Here is a 17,416-nt window from a genome sequence, read left to right as displayed (position 1 = left end):
ACTAACCGGCGCGCCGCCCTCATTTACCCCTGAATTATCCACCTTCCAGACCAACCGAACCTCAGCCCGTCAACCCTTCCAATGCCCCCGCGTCCGCCTCAGCAGCGCCGGTGAAGGGGGTTCTAGAACCCAGTGCGGATCTCCGCAAGCACTTTTTTCACCCTCGGGCGATTTTTTTGTGGATGGCCAGTACAGACCGGTTTCGAGGCCAGTCAGTGGCGTCGTCCTAGGCCTTTCAACGGTCCAGCGCCTTGTTTGCGAGCGACAGGAACACGCGGCGTTCTTCCTGCGTGAGGCCCGACAGGATGTCGTGCTGCAGAACATCGACCACGGGTAGAATCATAATGTAGGCCTGTTCGCCCGCGTCTGTCAGCGTGACCACGCGCGCGCGGCGGTCGCGATCGCTGACCACGCGTTGGACATATCCTTTCTGCAGCAGGCGTTCGATGACGCCTCCGATCGTGGCGCGATCATAGGCGATCCTTGCGGCGATGCTGGCCTGATCGAGACCCGGATGAGCTCGAATCGCATCGAGCGCCGCGAATTGCACCGGGGTGAGATCGACGCCCGCCTCCTGCATGCGCGCGGCAAAGACTTGTGTCGACATCTGGTTGAGCCGCCGGATCACGTGTCCGGGCATTGCGAGGATGTTCACCTGTCGGCCCTGCCCTTTTGTGGCGCCTTTTGGCAGTTTCAAATCTCTCAAGCGGAAACGCAAGAACAAATACGTATACTTACTTATCCGGTCGTGCGATTGATATGTATAGTTATCATCTGTGCTGAACCGCCGCCGGGAGGAAAGATCATGCAGTATCATGTCGACGGGTTCCGACCGGGTGATCCGAATATCAAGCCTCAAGCCGGTGACAGGGTCGCTGCCTCGGCTGGTGCCCTTCCCGAAACGGTCGATGTGCTGATCGCGGGCTGCGGTCCGGCGGGGCTGTGCCTTGCGGCGCAGCTGTCTGGCTTTCCCGAGATCTCGACCATGATCGTGGAGCCCAAGCCCGGCCCGATGGAAAAGGGGCAGGCGGATGGTGTGAGCGTTCGGTCAATGGAGATGTTCCAGGCCTTCGGTTTTGCCGACACCGTCAAGCGCGAGGCCTATTGGGTGAACCAGACGGCGTTCTGGCGCCCTGCCCCGTCCAATCCGGACCATATCCACCGCATCGGGATCACGCAGGATGTGGCGGACGATCAATCCGAGATGCCCCACACCATCGTCAACCAGGCACGGATTCATCAGCTGTTTCTGGATGTGATGAAGAACGCGCCAACCCGGCTGGAGCCACATTACGGGCTGCGGGTGCGGGATCTGCATATCGATCCGACACGTGATGACCACCCGGTCACCGTGACACTGGAACACGTGGACGCCAATGGTGAGGCGGGCGACGCCGTGACGTTGCACGCGAATTACGTCGTGGGGTGTGACGGCGCGCGCAGCACGGTGCGGCAGGCGATCGGTGGCATATTGGAGGGTGACGCAGCGCATCAGGCCTGGGGGGTGATGGACATCCTTGCCAATTCGGATTTCCCGGACCTGCGCCGCAAGTGCCTGATCCAGTCTGCGCGGGAGGGCAATATCCTGATCATCCCGCGTGAGGGCGGGTATCTGTTCCGGATGTATGTGGAGCTGGACAAGCTGAACCCGGAGGAGCGCGTGTCGCACCGCAAGCTGACCGCCGAGCATATCATCGCAGCGGCGAACCGGATCCTGCGGCCCTACAGCATCGACGTGAAGGAGGTGGTCTGGTGGTCGGTCTACGAGATCGGCCACAGGCTGACCAACAAGTTCGACGATGTGCCCGCCGCCGAGATCACAACCCGCACGCCCCGCGTGTTCACGGCAGGGGATGCCTGCCACACGCACAGCCCAAAAGCCGGTCAGGGGATGAACGTGTCGATGGGCGATACGTTCAACCTTGGCTGGAAGCTGGCGCATGTGCTGACCGGGCTTTCGGACGCGAGCCTGCTGCATACCTATTCCGCCGAACGGCACCTCGAAGCCAAGCGGCTGGTCGAGACGGATCACGCATGGGCGCGGATCATGAGCGCCCCGCCCGGCCAGTCCGAGTTGGATGACAGCGCGATGCCCCGGTTTCAGAGGCAGTTCATCGAAAACCTCGAATTCACCGGCGGGCTGGCTGTGCGCTACGCGCCGTCGGTGCTGACTTCTGGCGCGGCGCGGCAAGATCTGGCCACAGGTCAGATTGTCGGCAAGCGGTTTCATTCGGCCCCGGTGATCCGGCTGGCCGATGCGAAGCCGATGCAGTTGGGGCATGTGGCCGAGGCTGACGGGCGGTGGCGGTTCTATGCGTTTGCCGGACGTGAGGACACAGGCGCGCCGGGGGGCGGAATGGACGCGTTGTGCGGATTCCTCGAGACAGATGAACGTTCACCCATCCGGCGGGTCCGGCGCAAAGGGCAGGACATGGATGCGCAGATCGACATGCGGGCCATCTTTCAACAGGATTTCCAGTCGCTGCGCTATGAAGCGATGCCGAGCCTCCTGCGCCCGGCCAAGGGGCGCTACGGCCTGCGGGATTTCGAAAAGGTGTTCTGTGTCGATCACAGGGGCGGTCAGGACATCTTTGACATGCGCGGGATCGACCGGGAGAGCGGCTGCATGATCGTCGTTCGACCCGATCAATACATCGCTCATATCCTGCCCTTGGAGGATACGGACGCGCTGGCAGAATTCCTTGACGAGATATTCTTGCCTGCGCCATCTGCCTGACGTCGTGGCACGCTCCAGACGCTAGAGCGGCCAGAGCACCGGAACGAGGCCATCGGCATGAGGATTGTAGACTGCGGCACCTTCATCTGCTTGCACAGGCGCAGGATGACCGGGATGAAGAGCGAAGCGGCGGCGATGATGTTGAGAAAGCCGGACAGCACACCGGGAACGGCGGTGTTGACGAAGACCAGCCGACCGTGGCGTTTCTAGATCGCGCGGGCGCGTTGGGTGGCGACCCATTTCACCACGCCCGTCTTTTCCAGCCCCTCTCCAATCACCATCAGCCCGGCGATCATGATGACGCAAAGATGGAGAACCCGGCAAACGCCTGGGCCGGTTCGATGACCTGGCTGAATACGAGGCTGACCGGCACGAGCATCGCGATCAGGTCGGGTTTCAGCCAGCCGTTGACGAACAGAATGAACGCGACGGTCAGGACGATGGCGATTGAAACGGTCGTGGCAAGGCGGCTCTCGCTTGCGACTTAACTTTCGAGCGGGAGGCGGGGTTCCACGCACTGGGCTGCCGGGCAGAGCGGCCTGAAGCGATCAAGGCACTGGGTTCGGTTCGAAGGCATATGAGCGCGGAATGGGCGGTTCATCTGGTATTGGCAGCACCCGGTCCTGCGCAAAATCTTGGGATCCGGGGATCAAAAGGCATCCCCTTTGCGTTATACCCGTCAAACCCCCAAAATTCGACCGAAAAGGAGCATTCCCATCGACGCTCAAATGATTGCCTTTCTGATCATCCTGCCTTTCGCGATAGCCTTCGTCTTTGCGGGCATCCACGAGTATCTGCGGTACAAATCCGAGGGCCGTGCGACGTACGGGCTTGTCTACGACGAAGAGAGCGGGACAACCCATGTCACCGGAATCGCCGAGGGCGAAGAGGCTTATGACCCCGGAGATTTCGATCCCGCAGACTACAACGATCCCGAAAGCAAGACTGAAGAGGCCGAGGACGAGCAAAAGGACAAGACGTAGTTTGCGCCCGGGCGATCTTGCCGTCCCTACAAGTCCCGAACCCGGTTCCGGCACTCCGTACCAAGCCTTTGCGATGCAGCGCAGGCACGTTTTACCGACGCGTTGCCCACTGGGTTCGAGCGACCAATCTTGCAAATCTCCTGGCGGCTGGATTCTCCTGGTCGGATCTCCTCCACAGCACCGTACTGGGGCACCGTTCTCTGGTGTCGATAATGCGGCGTTTCGGAGGGCACTCGCAATTGTCGCCGCGTCGTCCGGTAGACAAGGATTCGCCTTGATATCTGCAATTGCGGGATCGTGCGTGGCACTTGCCCTGAAAACATGGCAGGACAGGCACTCCATCCAAGCAATCGACGGAGACACTGTTTTGCAGTTCTGGATCACGATCAGCCTGATCCTCGTTTTGTCTGCCCTGGGCCTGACCTACGAAATTGCCGCCGGGCGTGTGCTCGCTCCGTTCTTCGGCACCTCGTTGCTGACATGGACAACGGTGATCGCGACCATTCTGGCGGGGTTTTCGCTGGGAAGTGCGCTTGGGGGGCTTGTCGCAGAGCAGGAGCGTGACCGAGCGGTCAGGTCGGTTCGAAACGCGCTCATCGCAACGGCGATCATCATGGCGCTGTCGCCCAGCGTGCTTGGCCTGATCTATGCCATGGGCGCGCGGGACACTGGCGGGATGTTTCTGGCGGTGTTCCTCGCCTTTTTTCCAGCCTCCGTGCTTGTGACATTGCCCTCGCCCCTGCTGGCCAAACTGGCCGTCGAGGCGCGACCGGGCCGGGAGGGATCGTCGCTCGGGCTGGTTCTGGCGGCAGGTTCGTTCGGCGCAATCGTCGGTGCGATCCTTGCCGGGTTTGTGGCGCTTCCGCTTTTCGGATCGGTTGCCACTTTCGCGGGATGCGGGATCGCCGCGCTTCTCTGTGTTCCGTTCATCAAAGGGCAACCCCCGAGCGGTGATGGCACGGACGAGACGGCCAATCCGAGGCCATTGCTTGGGGTTGCAGGGCTTGTTGTCTTGCTCAGCTTTGCCAGCGGTCCGGTGTGCCGCTACGAATCCGGGCTGTCCTGCATTGACCTCGTGAACCAGGGCAGCACGGTGTTTCTGTATAGCGACCGAACGCAACAGGCGGCGGAACGGGCCGTGCCGGACAATCAGACCGCCCGCGCATCGCGCAGCCTTGCGATGCCCTACGCACAATGGATTTGGGCGCGCATGGATCGCGATCTGGGGCCTGACCCCGCGGTTCTGTTCATCGGCGGGGGTGGGTACACGCTCCCGACCAGGCTCTTGGAAACGCGCCCTTCGGCGGAGGTCGTCGCGGTGGAGATCGATCCGCTGATCACGCATGTGGTGCGCGCGCACCTGCCCTGGGCCGGGGCGATGATCGAACGGGTGGGATATGATGCAAAATCCGGTCGCCGTGACGGGGATGGCCGGTTGGGCATCGTTCATGCCGATGGTCGGGTCTTTCTGAACGAGACCGACCGCAGGTTCGACGCCGTGGTGATGGATGCGTTTTCCTCCGGATCGGTTCCCGCGCATCTTGCCACGATGGAGACCTATGCGCGCCTCAAGGCCATCGTCGATGGGCCGGTCTATGTGAACCTCATCGACGTGCCGGACGGGCATCTGGCCCGAGGCATCCATGCGATCCTGAGCGACCTTTACCCCTATGTCGACGCAGTTCAGGGTCCGGTCAGCATGCGCGGGCGGGCGAATATCGTGCTGGCGGCGTCGGATGAACCTTTCGCGCGGCTTACAGACCTCCCGACCGGCTATGAGACCGTGAGCATCCATGCGGGACGCGCGTTTACCGATGATCGCGGCTGGGTTGGCCACCGCTAGACCAGCGAACGGACGGGCGCGACGAAGTACGGTGATCGTGCTTAACGCATGTGCCCAGCAGATGGATGCATCAAGTTATTCTGATGCAAAGCTGATCCCACGGGGACTGGCGCGAAACCTTTAGTCAATACAGGGCGTTACACCGCACAGGCCGCGTGGAAATCGCGGTTTGGGCGTTCCGGTGACGTTGATCAGACTGTCGAAGCCCTACGTCAAACGGGACCAATTTCGAAAGGTGTCCCTTGAGCACAGTTTTAAAATACGTCATCGCCGTCTGTCTCGTAGCGGCCTTTGTAGCAGCCGGAGTGTTGGGAACAGAAGCGCTTGTCTCCTGGAGCGAGGATTCGTCCGAGCAAGAGAGCGGGCGACAAGCGACGCGCGTGGGCATAGCCATGCCGGAGATGCGGACAATCGAAGACGATGTCTCGGCGGTCGGCACGCTGCGCCCGGTGCGCGCGGTGCAGATCGTTCCCGATGTCGCCGGACGTGTCACGGAGGTGCCGGTGTCGTCGGGACAACAGGTGTCCGAAGGCGATCTGTTGATCCAGCTTGACGACCGCGCCGAACGTGCAGCTGTGGCAGAGGCCGAAGCGACACTGAGCGAAGCCGAGCAGGAGTATCGCCGGTTCGAACGTCTGGAGGAGACAAACGCCGCAGCAGAGGCCCGGCTTGAAGAAGCGCGTGCTGCATTCCTTCGTGCCGAGGCTGTGCTGATGAGGGCGCAAGCTGCGCTGGAGGACCGCGCTGTCAACGCGCCCTTCGGAGGCACACTGGGTGTGATCGACACAGAAAAGGGCACGTTTCTGAACGGCAGCGAAACCGTGACACGGTTGTCCGATCTGTCGATGATCGAGGTGTCGGTGACCCTGCCCGAGCGGTATTTCGAACGTGTGACACCCGGTCAGACGCTTGAAATCAGGACACCCGCCTTTCCGGACGAGACTTTTGAGGGGCGCGTGACCCTGCGCGCGCCCGAGATCGATCTGGGCACCCGCAGCTTTGAGATCCGCGCCGAGGTCGACAATTCCGACGGACTGCTTGTTGGCGGCATGTTTGCGAATTCGCGCCTCGTGCTCGGCTCATCCGAAGGCATGGCCATTCCCGACGACGCGATCATCAGCGAAGGGCTGGCCACCTATGTCTACACCGTGACCGATGGCACCGCCGCGCGCACCGATATCGAGGTCGGTACATCGCTGGGTCCGCTGACCGAAGTGCGGGATGGTCTGGACATGGACTCGCGCGTGGTGATCGCGGGTTGGGATCAGCTGTCCGATGGCGCACCCGTCGAGATTGACGAAGATGTCGCGCGGGAGGGTTTGGAATGACCCTTCCCGATCTCTGCATCCGCCGCCCCGTGTTTGCCACGGTGATGTCCATCCTGATCGTCGTTCTGGGGATCGCAGGTCTGATGCGCATGCCCGTGCGCGAATTGCCCGATACCACCACGGCACAGGTCACCGTGAGCGTCGCTTATGTCGGCGCCGGGCCCGGTGTTGTCGACAGCGAACTTGCCACCGTGATCGAGGGCGCGATCTCGACCGTCGCGGGGATCGACCGTATTTCGACGGAATCCGAACTGGGCGGACTGCGCACGGTAATCACCTTTCGTCAGGGTCGCGACGTCGATCAGGCGGCATCCGATGTGCGCGCCGCCGTGCAATCCGTGTCCGACGATCTGCCGGAGGAAGCAGAGGAACCACAGGTCGAAAAGAACGACAGCCAGGGCGACCCGATCATCTGGATGACCATGACGTCGGACAACATGTCGGCGACCGAGTTGACCGATTACGCCGACCGTTTCGTGACCGACCGGCTGGAGACGCTGACCGGCGTGGCCGCCGTGCAAATCTACGGAGATCGCCCCTACGCGATGCGCGTCTGGCTTGATCCGGATGCGATGGCGGCACGCGGTGTCACCGCCAACGAGGTTGCAGGTGCGCTGCGCAGCAACAACCTTGAACTGCCAGCAGGTCAGATCGAAAGCAACTCTCGCACCTACCTGCTGCGCACCGAAACGCGGCTGTCCAGCGTCGAGAGCTTTCAGGATCTGATCGTGACGAACACGGCGTCCGGTCAGATCACGCTTGGAGACGTCGCCCGCATCGAGATCGGCACGGAAGATGATGACAGCATGTTCCGGTCGAACCGCGAAACCGCCATCGGCCTTGGCGTGTTGCGGCAGTCCTCGGCCAACACCCTGACGATTTCCAATGCGATTCAGACCGAGGTCGAGGACATCCAGTCCGGCCTGCCGGGTGGCACCAGCTTGCAGATCACCTCGGACGACGCCGATTTCATCCGCGATTCGATCCGGCAGGTTCTCACGACACTGGCGATTTCCGTCGCAGTCGTGGTCTCGGTGATCTTCCTGTTTCTCACTTCGGTGCGCGCCACCATCGTGCCTGCCGTCACGATCCCGATCGCCTTGGTGGGGGCCTGCGCCGGCATTGCAGTGGCGGGGTTTTCCATCAACATCCTGACGCTGTTTGCGCTGATCCTCGCCATTGGTCTGGTGGTGGATGACGCCATCGTGGTGCTCGAGAACATCCAGCGCCGGGTCGAGGAAGGCGACGATCCCAAAGAGGCCGCGCGCGCCGGGGCCAACCAGGTGTTCTTTGCCGTCGTGTCAACCTCGGCCGTGTTGATTTCGGTCTTCGTGCCGCTGTCGTTTCTGGAGGGCGAGATCGGCAAGCTGTTCCGCGAATTCGGCGTCACGCTGGCCATCGCGGTTGCGCTGTCGACATTTGTAGCACTGTCCCTTTGCCCGGTGATTGCCAGCCGGGTTCTGAAACAAGGCATGAACTCGGGGCGCTTTTCCAAGGCTGTCACGTCCGCCACCGACAGCATGGCGCGCGGATACCAAAGCCTTTTGACCCGTGCCATCCAGGTGCCGATCATCACCCTTGCCATTGCGGCAGCCATTTCGGGCATGTCGTGGACGCTCTATCAACAGCTTCCGTCGCAGCTGACCCCGAACGAGGATCGCGGCATCTTTTTCGTGTCGATCCAGGCACCTGCGGGATCCGCGCTTGGATTGACCGACGTGGCTGTGCAACAGGTCGAGGACCTCATCATGCCCTACCGCGAGGAAGGCACGGTCGAGGACGTGATCAGCATCGTCGGCCAATACGGCGAGACCGGGCGCGCCTTTGTCGTCGCCACCATGTCGCTGTGGGATGAACGCGAGATGGGACCGCGCGACGTGCTGTCGGAGCTGCGCCCGAAATTCGCGGAAATCACTCTGGCGAATGTACGCAGTTTTGCACCCTCCGGTCTGGATGCCGGCGGCGGGTCGGGGCTTGAGGTGATTGTCACCGCCCCGAGTTTCGATCAGGCGGCAGACTATTCGGCACAGCTGGAGCGGGCCTTGCGCAACAATTCCGACATCGTCGGCGTGCGCCGTGCCTATGACGTGAACACGCCGGGCTATGACATCGAAGTCAACCGCGCCCTCGCCCGCGAGATCGGTGTGGATGCGCGCGCGATATCGGATGCGATGCGCACCTTCTTCGCGTCGGCCGAGGTGACAGAGTTCATCTCTCAGGACCGTCAATACCCGGTCATCCTGCAGGCCCCGGATGATCGCCGCGCGGCCGCCGATGACCTGCGCGGGATCAATGTCCGCGCCCGAAACGGAGAGCTTGTGCCGCTGGACGGGCTTGTCACGCTGGAGCGCCGCGCCTCGGTTGCGGCCTTCAACCGGTTCAACCGCCAGCCCTCGGTCGAGATTTCCGCCTCACTGGCCGATGGCGTCGATCTTGGATCGGCCATCGCAACGGTCGAGGAGATCGCGGATGATCTGCCCTCGCAGATGCAGATTTTCTATTCGGGTCAGGCCGAGAGTTTCCAGGAAACCTCAGGCGGGATCGCCACCACCTTTGCACTGGCCTTGCTGGTGGTGTTCCTCGTGCTGGCCGCGCAGTTCGAAAGCTTCGTTCAGCCGGTCGTGATCCTGCTGTCGGTTCCTTTGGCGGTGGCCGGGGCCTTGCTGACGCTGTTCGTTCTGGGCGAGGCGGTGAACATCTACACCCAGGTCGGCATGGTCATGTTGATCGGGTTGATGGCCAAGAACGGCATCCTGATCGTGGAGTTCGCCAATCAGCTGCGCGAGGACGGTTACGCCGTGCGCGACGCGGTCATCGAGGCCTCGACCGTGCGCCTGCGCCCAATCGTGATGACCGTGCTGTCCACCGTTCTTGGTGCCGTGCCCCTTGTGCTGTCGAGCGGGGCAGGTGCCGAAAGCCGGTTCTCCATCGGTCTTGTCATCATCGGTGGCTTCCTCGCGGCGTCGATCCTGACGCTGTTCCTGACGCCGGTTCTGTATGATTTGATGCAATGGGACCGGGAGCGCGAAGAAGACGCGGAGGAGAACCCTGCGTGAATTCGGCGGACCACGTGGCGGTGACATCCATCTAAAAGTCCGGTTTCCTGCATAACCTGCCACCCGGGCAGGACGTCCAAGTGGAATGGGTCTGGTCATGACTGCTCTGTCGTTATTTATTGGTTCTGTGGAGGACCCTTCGGCGCGATAGCGTGGGCCGAGGGAAAAAGGACAGACGCAAGATCATCTCCGGACAAAGGCCGGGGCGGAACAGGGAGAGGGAAAATGATGAACAGACTTAAGACCCTGATGCAGGGCTGCGCGCTGGTGATTGCCGGGCTGACTGCCAGCACGGCGCAGGCGCAGGACACGGCGCCGCTGGACCCGCCGCAGGACGTCAAGGTGGCCTATGTGCCAATCATGAAATTCGCGACGATGTATGTCGCCGAACAGCGCGGTCTGTTCGACAAGTACGGGCTGAACGTTGACCTCGAACGGGTGAAATCAGGCACCGAGGCGATTGCCTTCCTCACGCAGGGCTCGGTCGACGTAGGCGGCATCGCCATCGTGACCTCGCTCTGGTCCGGATGGAATCGGGGTCTCGACATCCGCATCATCGCTCCCGGCGCACTGGAGCCGATGGAGAACAGCCCGACCAAGTTGCTGGTGCGCAAGGCGCTGGCTGATGACGGCACGATCACGTCCGTATCCGACCTGAGCGGGCGCCGCGTCGCTGTCGCCGGTGGTCCGGGATCGGGTGGGGAATATCTGCTCGCCAAGGCGCTGGAGCGGGGCGACCTGTCGATCCGCGACATCGAGCCGATGAACATCGCCAACCCCGACATGCCGCTCGCATTCGAGAATGGCGGCGTCGATGCGGCCATTGCCGGGTCGCCCTTTGCCGATCAGATCCTCGAGGCGGGCAACGCGACCGTATTGGAAACAGACCTGACACCGGGCCTGATGACCGTGGCCTTCGTCGCGTCGGGCAAGCTCTTGAACGAGCGCCCCGAGGTTGCCGAGCGGTTCGTGCTCGCCCTGACCGAGGCAGCTGCGCTGATGCAGGGCAACGATTACCTCGCGCCCGAGAACCTCGAAGCGTACATGACCTACACCAACTCGACCGAAGACGCGCTGCGGTCGGGCAGCCCGGTGATTTACGATCCCGAGATGAAGATCCCGGTTGACGGTCTTGCCGATATCGAGAGGACACATCGCGAGAACGGCCGGACGGAATACACCGATCCGCTGGACCTGTCGAACGTCATCGACGAACGCTTCACCGAATTCGCCCGTGCGGCCCTGAGTCAGTAAACCCGGATCGGGGGCGCCCTGAGCGCCCCTGGCCGGACTTTCCCGAGAGCAGACAAGGTTGGCGGACGTGGCATCGAACCCGGCTCCGAAAATATCGGCACGCAACGTGACCAAGGTCTACGAGACCGCATCGGGGCACATGACGGCTGTGGACGATTTCACGCTGGACGTTGCCGAAGGCGAATTCCTCGCCATTGTCGGCCCGTCGGGTTGCGGCAAGTCCACCTTTCTGCGGATGCTGGCGGGACTCGAGGATGTCTCTTCGGGCCAGTTGACGATCCGGCCCGGTACCGATCCCAAGACGCCGCTCAACAGCGTGGTTTTCCAGGAATATGCGATCTTTCCGTGGAAGACCGTGATCCAGAACGTCGCCTTCGGGCTGCAGATGCGAGGCGTTTCCGAACGCGAACGCCTTGACGTGGCGCAGGGCTGGCTCGACCGCGTGGGGCTTGCGAAATTCGCCGATCACTACCCGCACCAGATTTCCGGTGGCATGAAGCAGCGCGTCAGCATCGTACGCGCACTGGCCAACGATCCCGAGGTTCTGCTGATGGACGAACCCTTGGGCGCGCTTGACGCGCAGACACGCGTCGTGCTGCAGGAGGAGCTGCTGCGCATCTGGGAAGAGACGCGCAAGACTGTGGTCTACATCACCCACTCGCTCGAAGAGGCGGTGCTGCTGGGAGACCGCGTGGTGCTGATGAGTGCGCAGCCGGGCCGCATCCTCGAAGTCTATGACATCGACATTCCGCGTCCGCGCAGTATCGAGACAATGAACCTGCCGGCCTTTGCCCTGTATCGGGGCGCGATCTGGGATCGGCTCAGCGCCGAGGTGACCCGCGCCATGGAGATGCAGCAATGACGCCTGTGCAACAGGACCGCCGCGCCGTCCTTGGCTTTCTGCTGGCCATAGTCGGCCTGCATGGCGCGCTGACGCTGAGCGGGCAATGGCATGACTGGGCCTGGCCCGCCATCGCGGTCAGCTTTATCGTGCTGGTGCTGATCTGCGAACGCATAGGTCGCCACGTGCCCCTGCGCGCCCGCAAGATCTACGAACGCACGTTGGCGCTGGGGTTCCCGGCGCTGGTGCTCGCGGTCTGGGAAATGGCCGGCGCAATGGAATTGATCTCGCCGGTGTGGTTCCCGCCGCCCTCGGCCATCGGGCGTGCGCTGTGGGACGTGACCGTGACCTATGACCGCTTTTCCGAAACCAGCCTTCTTGGCCGTCCCTGGCTGATCCCGCAGGAATTCCGCGCAGGCGGGCTGGCTGGGGTGGGCGTGCTGCTGTCGGAAAGCCATGTCCTTGCGACCATCGGGCGGGTCTTTGCCGGGTTCCTGCTGGGTGCCATTCCGGGCATCCTTCTGGGCGTGGTCATGGGGATCAACCAGACCGTGCGGCTGATGCTGGATACCACATTGGCCGCCATCTATGTCCTGCCCAAGATCGCCATCTTTCCCGTTGTCATGCTGATGTTCGCCGATCCCTTCGGCGAGGGGCCGAAGATCGTCGTCGTGGCGTTGGCGGTCTTCGTGCTGATGACGATCAACACCATGACCGGCGTGCGCACGATCGAACCGGTCTATCTGATGGCGGGCCGGAACTATGGCGCAGGCCCGCTCCAGATGCTGCGCCACGTGATCCTGCCGGGCGCGCTGCCTGTGATCTTTGCCGGGCTCAGAATCGCGCTCGGGACCGCGATGATCGTGATCATCTCGGTCGAATTCCTGCGCGCCAAACAGGGCGTCGGCTTTATGACCTATTACTACTGGGAGGTGCTGATCCCGGAAAAGATGTATGCAGGCCTCGTCGTGGTGATGATCCTCGGCGTCACGCTGACGGGTCTGCTTCACTGGTTGCAACGGCGGTTGATGCCTTGGAAGCGCTAGAGCCGGAGGCAGGCCGGACCGGAGGGTTGGGCTGTAGCGAAACCTCGGATCTGATTTTCCGCCAACTCGAAATCTTTCACGCCATCATGGCGACAGGATCGGTCAGCGCCGCGCCGCGTTGACTGAATGTTTCGCAGCCCTCGCTGAGCCGAAGCCTGCAGCGTCTCGAGGATCAGCTTGGCCACTCGAAAGCCGACGTCGCCGCTACCTGAATGATGCCTCTCATGCCTCGGCGCCACGAGGCGGAGCACGCCATTTCCTTTGAAGTTCTGCAATGCCGCGAAACGGCTGCACTGGATTCGGCTAGCGAACCAGGTTTTGACATGTAGCCGTTTTATTTCCGCACGGTCACCTCTTTGCCGGTCATGCCTTTCATGATGATCCCCATCACCCGCACACGGCCCCATCTGGGCAGCATCGCGAGCGACCAACCCAGAAACTTCGCCAGGAACCCGGGCCTGACCGTAGTCTTTCGCCCAAGTGCGCCAAGGGATGCGTGCGCGACCATTTCGGGCGTGGCCGCCTGCCCCATCTGCATGCCCGCGCGGGCGGCAAAGCCGGTGCCGACCGGGCCAGGGGCGACTGACAGGACACTCACGCCATGGGGGCGCATCTCTGCCGCGATGCCTTCGGCAAAGCTTTGCACAAAGCCCTTGGTGGCGGCATAGGTGGCCGATAGGGGGGCGCCGTTGAACCCCACGAGCGAGCTGAACAGCACGATCCCACCGCGCTTTGACGCCGACATGCGCTGCCCGAATCCGTAGGACAACTCCACGACTGACCGGCAGTTCAGGTCAACCATGTTGATCTCGGAGGCCATGTCCTGATCGAGGAACGGACCGATCGAGCCAAAGCCTGCAGCGGCCACGACAAGGCCCACGGGCGCGCTTTCCGTGACCGACAGAAGGTCTGGCACAGCGGAGGGATCGGACAAGTCCATCGCAAGCACGCGCACGTCCGCGCCAAAACGGGTGCCGAGATCCAATGCCATGTCCTGCAAGACGTCCCCCCGCCGCGCGACGAGGATCAGGTCGAAGCCATGTTCGGCCAATTGGGTGGCAAAAGCGCGACCGATACCGTCGCTGGCCCCGGTGATCAGGGCGGCGGGGCCGAAACGGCGCTTCAGGGCGCTGTCCTTGCTTGGTTTGCTGGTCATTCCGGTCGCCCTTTCATTTTGGGGTTGGGTCTGTGGCGTTGGTGTCACTCGCCCGCGAGGCGGAGATGCGAAATTTTGGGTTGAACATCGGCAGCGCGGCCCACGTCCGGTTTCGGCTTTGAGAGGGTCAGGGCGAACATCTGCGGGGTGAAGGCGAAGGCCAGCGTCACCGACAGGGCGACTCCGCCTGCGACCGACATGGCAAAGGGTGGCCAGAAGCCTCCACCACCAAGGATCAGCGGTAGGAACCCTCCAAAAGTGGTGATGGTGGTCGAGGTGATGTGCCGGGCGGAGCCTGCCACGACATCGACCATCGCCGCACGGTCGCCCGCGCTTGCCTTTACATCTTCTTGCAGGCCCGACAGCACGATCAGGGCGGCGTTGATCGACACCCCGATGGACCCGATCACCCCGATGATCGCATTGATCCCGAAGGGATAGTCGAAGTTCGCCAGCGCCAGCATCGACAGCCCCGCCGACAGGCCCGCAACCGTGAAGGCAATCAGCGTCAGGCGGAAGGAGCTGAAGGTCATCACCACGACCGCAATCGACAGCGTGATGATCAGGCCCAAGGGGGCGATCAACGCATCGACCGTGCTGTTGCGCGCATCAGAGTCGCCGCCGGTTTCCAGCCGGATGCCCTGTGGCGGGGCGTAGCCGCCCGCCTCCAGCACCGCCATCGCCTCGGCCAGCGCCACGGCGGGCAGGATGCCGGGCATGAGGAAGGCCTGAACGGTATTCACCCGCTCGCCGTTGCGCCGCGTGATGGTGCTTTCGGAGGGTTCCAGCCGCAATGTGCCTAGGGTGGACAGAGGTACCGCGGGAAACTGGCCCGAACCCGCGACGGCTGCGGCCCCGGGAGGTAGGATCGGCATGTCGCCGATGGCCACCGGATCACCGCGCAGGTCCGCGCCGAGGCGCACGCGCACCGGCAGTTCCTCGGTGCCTTCGAGAAGCGACCCGCCGGTGACGCCTTCCAGTCCCGCCTCCATCTGGCGCGCGACCTGGCGCAGATCGAGGCCCAAGAGACGTGCACGGGCCTCGTCGATTTCCAGCGTCAGCTTGGGCGAGCCCCCCGCAATCCCGGTGCGGACCATGGCCACCGTCGACACCTCGGCCAGTCGGGCGCGCAGGTCGTCGCCGGCAAGGCGTAGCGCGTCGATATCCTGACCCACAAGGCGAAGTTCCACCGGCGCGTTGACCGGCGGGCCTTGGGTCAGGCTGCGGATGACAAAGCGCGCCTGCAGGAATGCGGGCGGCAGATTGGTCTGCATCTCGTCCAGCAACCGCTCGGTCGCGGCAGGCGATGCAGTGCGGATCAGCGCCTGCGCGAAGGCCGGTGCCTGATCGCGATCGCCCACCATGTTGTAGTAGAAGGCGGGTGCCGACCGGCCCACGACCCATGCGACGTCGAGGATCTCTGCCTCGGAAGTCAGCCTCGCGTCGATCTCGCGCACAACGCGCATCGTCTCTGCAATGCCGGTGCCGCGGGGCAGGTCCACTTCGATATGGAACTGGTCGCGGTCCACGCCCGGAAAGAACTGCGGCGTCAGGGTCGGCAGGGACAGGAAGCCGATCACCGGCAGGATCAGCGACAGCGCCACGGTGCGCAGCGGGTTGGCCATCGACAGGGCCAACAGGGCACGAAAGCCGCGCATCAACGGTCCCTCGCGCGCGGGTGCTCCATCGCCCATGCGCAGCCAGCGCCCGGCGATGGCGGGGGTGATCGTGACGGCCACGACAAAGGACCAGGCCAGCATGACGATCACGGAAATGGCGATGGAGCCGACGAAATCCCCCGCAGGGCCGGGCAACAAGAGCAGCGGGAGGAAAGACAGGATCGTGGTGATCGTTGAGGCCGCAAGCGGCATGGTCAGCCGCCGCACCGCCCCCGCGACCGCCTGCAGCCGCGTCAGACCCGCGCTCAGACGCTTGCCCACCTCGTCCGTCATCACGATGGCGGCGTCGACCAACAGGCCAAGCGCCACGATCAGGCCTGTCACGCTCATCTGGTGGATCGGCACGGCCAGTGCGTTCAGTGTGGCGACGGAGGCGAGCGACACGACTGGCAGCACGCTTCCCACGATCAGCGCCGACCGCCAGCCGAGGGTGACGAACAGGACCGCCACCACAAGCGCGACCCCCAAGGCCATGTTCAGCCCCACTTCGGTCAGCCGCTCGATGGTATAGCGGCTCTGGTCGAAGACGGTCTCGATCAACAGGCCCCAGGGCAGGGCCTCTGCCTGCGCGGTGACCGCGGTGCGGATGTCGGCCATCCAGCGGTCGACCTGCAACCCGTCGCTCAGCTTGGCCGAGACAAGGATCGCGGGTTGACCCTGAAACAGAGCAGCCTCAGCCAGCGGCAGTCGCGCACCGCGTGTGATCTCGGCCACATCACCCAGAAGCGCGACGCGGCCGCCCGCATCCTCGCGCAGGACCACGGCCCGCAGACGGTCGAGCGAGGTGATCTCGCCCGTGATCCCCAGAACCAGATCGGTCTCCTCGCCGCGCAGGCGGCCCGCCTGAACTTTGGCGTCGGCTGCGCGGATTGCAGCGGAAACTTCGTCGGCGGTCAGACCAAGGGCGGCGGTGCGGTCGGGGTTCAGGGTGACCAGCACCTCCTCCTCGGGCAGCCCGTGCAGATCGACCAGACTCGTGCCCGCCACGCGGCGCAGCCGGTCTGCCAGCGCCTCGGCTTCGCGGGCGGCGCGGGTCAGGCTAAAGCCCTCGGGCATGGTCAGGGCGAGGATCGCGGCATAGCCGCCCGCGCCATCGCTGTCGAAATCTGGCTCCAGCACCCCGGCCGGAAAATCCCGCTGCGCATCCGTCACCGCGTCGCGGACCTGCGCCCAAAGCTGCTCGATGATCTCGGGCGGGACCGTCTCGATCAGTTCGACGGAGATGACCGAGATTCCGGTGGCCGAGGTTGACGACACCTCTGCAATCTCGGGGATGGTGCGCAACTCGGTCTCGATCTTCGCGGTCACCAATGCTTCGACCCGCGCGGGGTCGGCACCGGGAAAGACGGTGGTGATCGTGGCGAAGATGTTGGTGATCGTCGGGTCTTCCTGCCGCCCGATTGAGACGAGCGCGGACACGCCCGCTGACAGGATCACCAGAAGCGCCAGCATCACGAGGCGCGGCTGGCGGAAAAACAGCGTGCCCATAGCGC

At 63.3% G+C, this 17,416-nt stretch carries 12 protein-coding genes; 9 read left to right on the top strand and 3 right to left on the bottom strand.

Annotated features, from left to right (window positions below; translation table 11 throughout):
* Positions 1–235: 235 nt before the first annotated feature.
* On the bottom strand, positions 236–655 hold the full coding sequence (locus IEV82_RS12530) for a MarR family winged helix-turn-helix transcriptional regulator (protein ID WP_188482361.1): 420 nt from the start codon (positions 653–655) through the stop codon (positions 236–238).
* A gap of 150 nt (positions 656–805) precedes the next feature.
* Between IEV82_RS12530 and IEV82_RS12525 the strand changes: the two genes are divergently transcribed.
* The 9 genes from IEV82_RS12525 (at position 806) to IEV82_RS12485 (ending at position 13,088) form a co-directional block, all read left to right on the top strand.
* The gene (locus tag IEV82_RS12525; protein WP_188482360.1) at positions 806–2,737 is read left to right on the top strand and encodes an FAD-dependent monooxygenase; all 1,932 of its coding nucleotides are present in this window, start codon (positions 806–808) and stop codon (positions 2,735–2,737) included.
* A gap of 197 nt (positions 2,738–2,934) precedes the next feature.
* On the top strand, positions 2,935–3,225 hold the full coding sequence (locus tag IEV82_RS12520) for a hypothetical protein (protein WP_188482359.1): 291 nt from the start codon (positions 2,935–2,937) through the stop codon (positions 3,223–3,225).
* Between the two features lie 228 nt (positions 3,226–3,453).
* Positions 3,454–3,720, top strand: coding sequence for a hypothetical protein (locus IEV82_RS12515; protein WP_188482381.1), 267 nt, complete (start codon positions 3,454–3,456; stop codon positions 3,718–3,720).
* 367 nt (positions 3,721–4,087) lie between these two features.
* Complete coding sequence (locus IEV82_RS12510) at positions 4,088–5,563, top strand: fused MFS/spermidine synthase (RefSeq protein WP_229747777.1); 1,476 nt, start codon at positions 4,088–4,090, stop codon at positions 5,561–5,563.
* A gap of 392 nt (positions 5,564–5,955) precedes the next feature.
* On the top strand, positions 5,956–6,891 hold the full coding sequence (locus IEV82_RS12505; RefSeq protein ID WP_188482357.1) for an efflux RND transporter periplasmic adaptor subunit: 936 nt from the start codon (positions 5,956–5,958) through the stop codon (positions 6,889–6,891).
* Positions 6,888–9,947 (top strand): efflux RND transporter permease subunit, encoded by a 3,060-nt coding sequence (locus IEV82_RS12500; RefSeq protein WP_188482356.1) that lies wholly within the window; start codon positions 6,888–6,890, stop codon positions 9,945–9,947. The genes IEV82_RS12505 and IEV82_RS12500 overlap by 4 nt, the downstream gene beginning before the upstream one ends.
* Before the next feature lie 225 nt (positions 9,948–10,172).
* Entirely contained in the window at positions 10,173–11,201 is a 1,029-nt protein-coding gene (locus IEV82_RS12495) for an ABC transporter substrate-binding protein (RefSeq protein WP_188482355.1), read from the top strand.
* A gap of 67 nt (positions 11,202–11,268) precedes the next feature.
* Complete coding sequence (locus IEV82_RS12490; protein WP_229747781.1) at positions 11,269–12,063, top strand: ABC transporter ATP-binding protein; 795 nt, start codon at positions 11,269–11,271, stop codon at positions 12,061–12,063.
* Complete coding sequence (locus tag IEV82_RS12485) at positions 12,060–13,088, top strand: ABC transporter permease (RefSeq protein WP_188482354.1); 1,029 nt, start codon at positions 12,060–12,062, stop codon at positions 13,086–13,088. Before IEV82_RS12490 ends, IEV82_RS12485 begins: the two co-directional genes overlap by 4 nt.
* A gap of 334 nt (positions 13,089–13,422) precedes the next feature.
* Here IEV82_RS12485 and IEV82_RS12480 read toward each other — a convergent pair whose 3' ends face one another.
* Entirely contained in the window at positions 13,423–14,244 is an 822-nt protein-coding gene (locus IEV82_RS12480; RefSeq protein ID WP_188482353.1) for an SDR family NAD(P)-dependent oxidoreductase, read from the bottom strand.
* A gap of 44 nt (positions 14,245–14,288) precedes the next feature.
* Positions 14,289–17,411 carry an efflux RND transporter permease subunit gene (locus tag IEV82_RS12475; RefSeq protein WP_188482352.1) on the bottom strand — a complete coding sequence of 1,041 codons (3,123 nt, stop codon included), beginning with the start codon at positions 17,409–17,411 and terminating at the stop codon, positions 14,289–14,291.
* Positions 17,412–17,416: the final 5 nt, after the last annotated feature.

The sequence above is a fragment of the Marivita lacus genome, from assembly GCF_014637725.1.
In the GTDB taxonomy this organism is placed as follows: Bacteria; Pseudomonadota; Alphaproteobacteria; order Rhodobacterales; family Rhodobacteraceae; genus Marivita; species Marivita lacus.
Note: the sequence above shows the minus strand (reverse complement) of the source record. Positions and strands in the feature narration are given on the sequence as shown.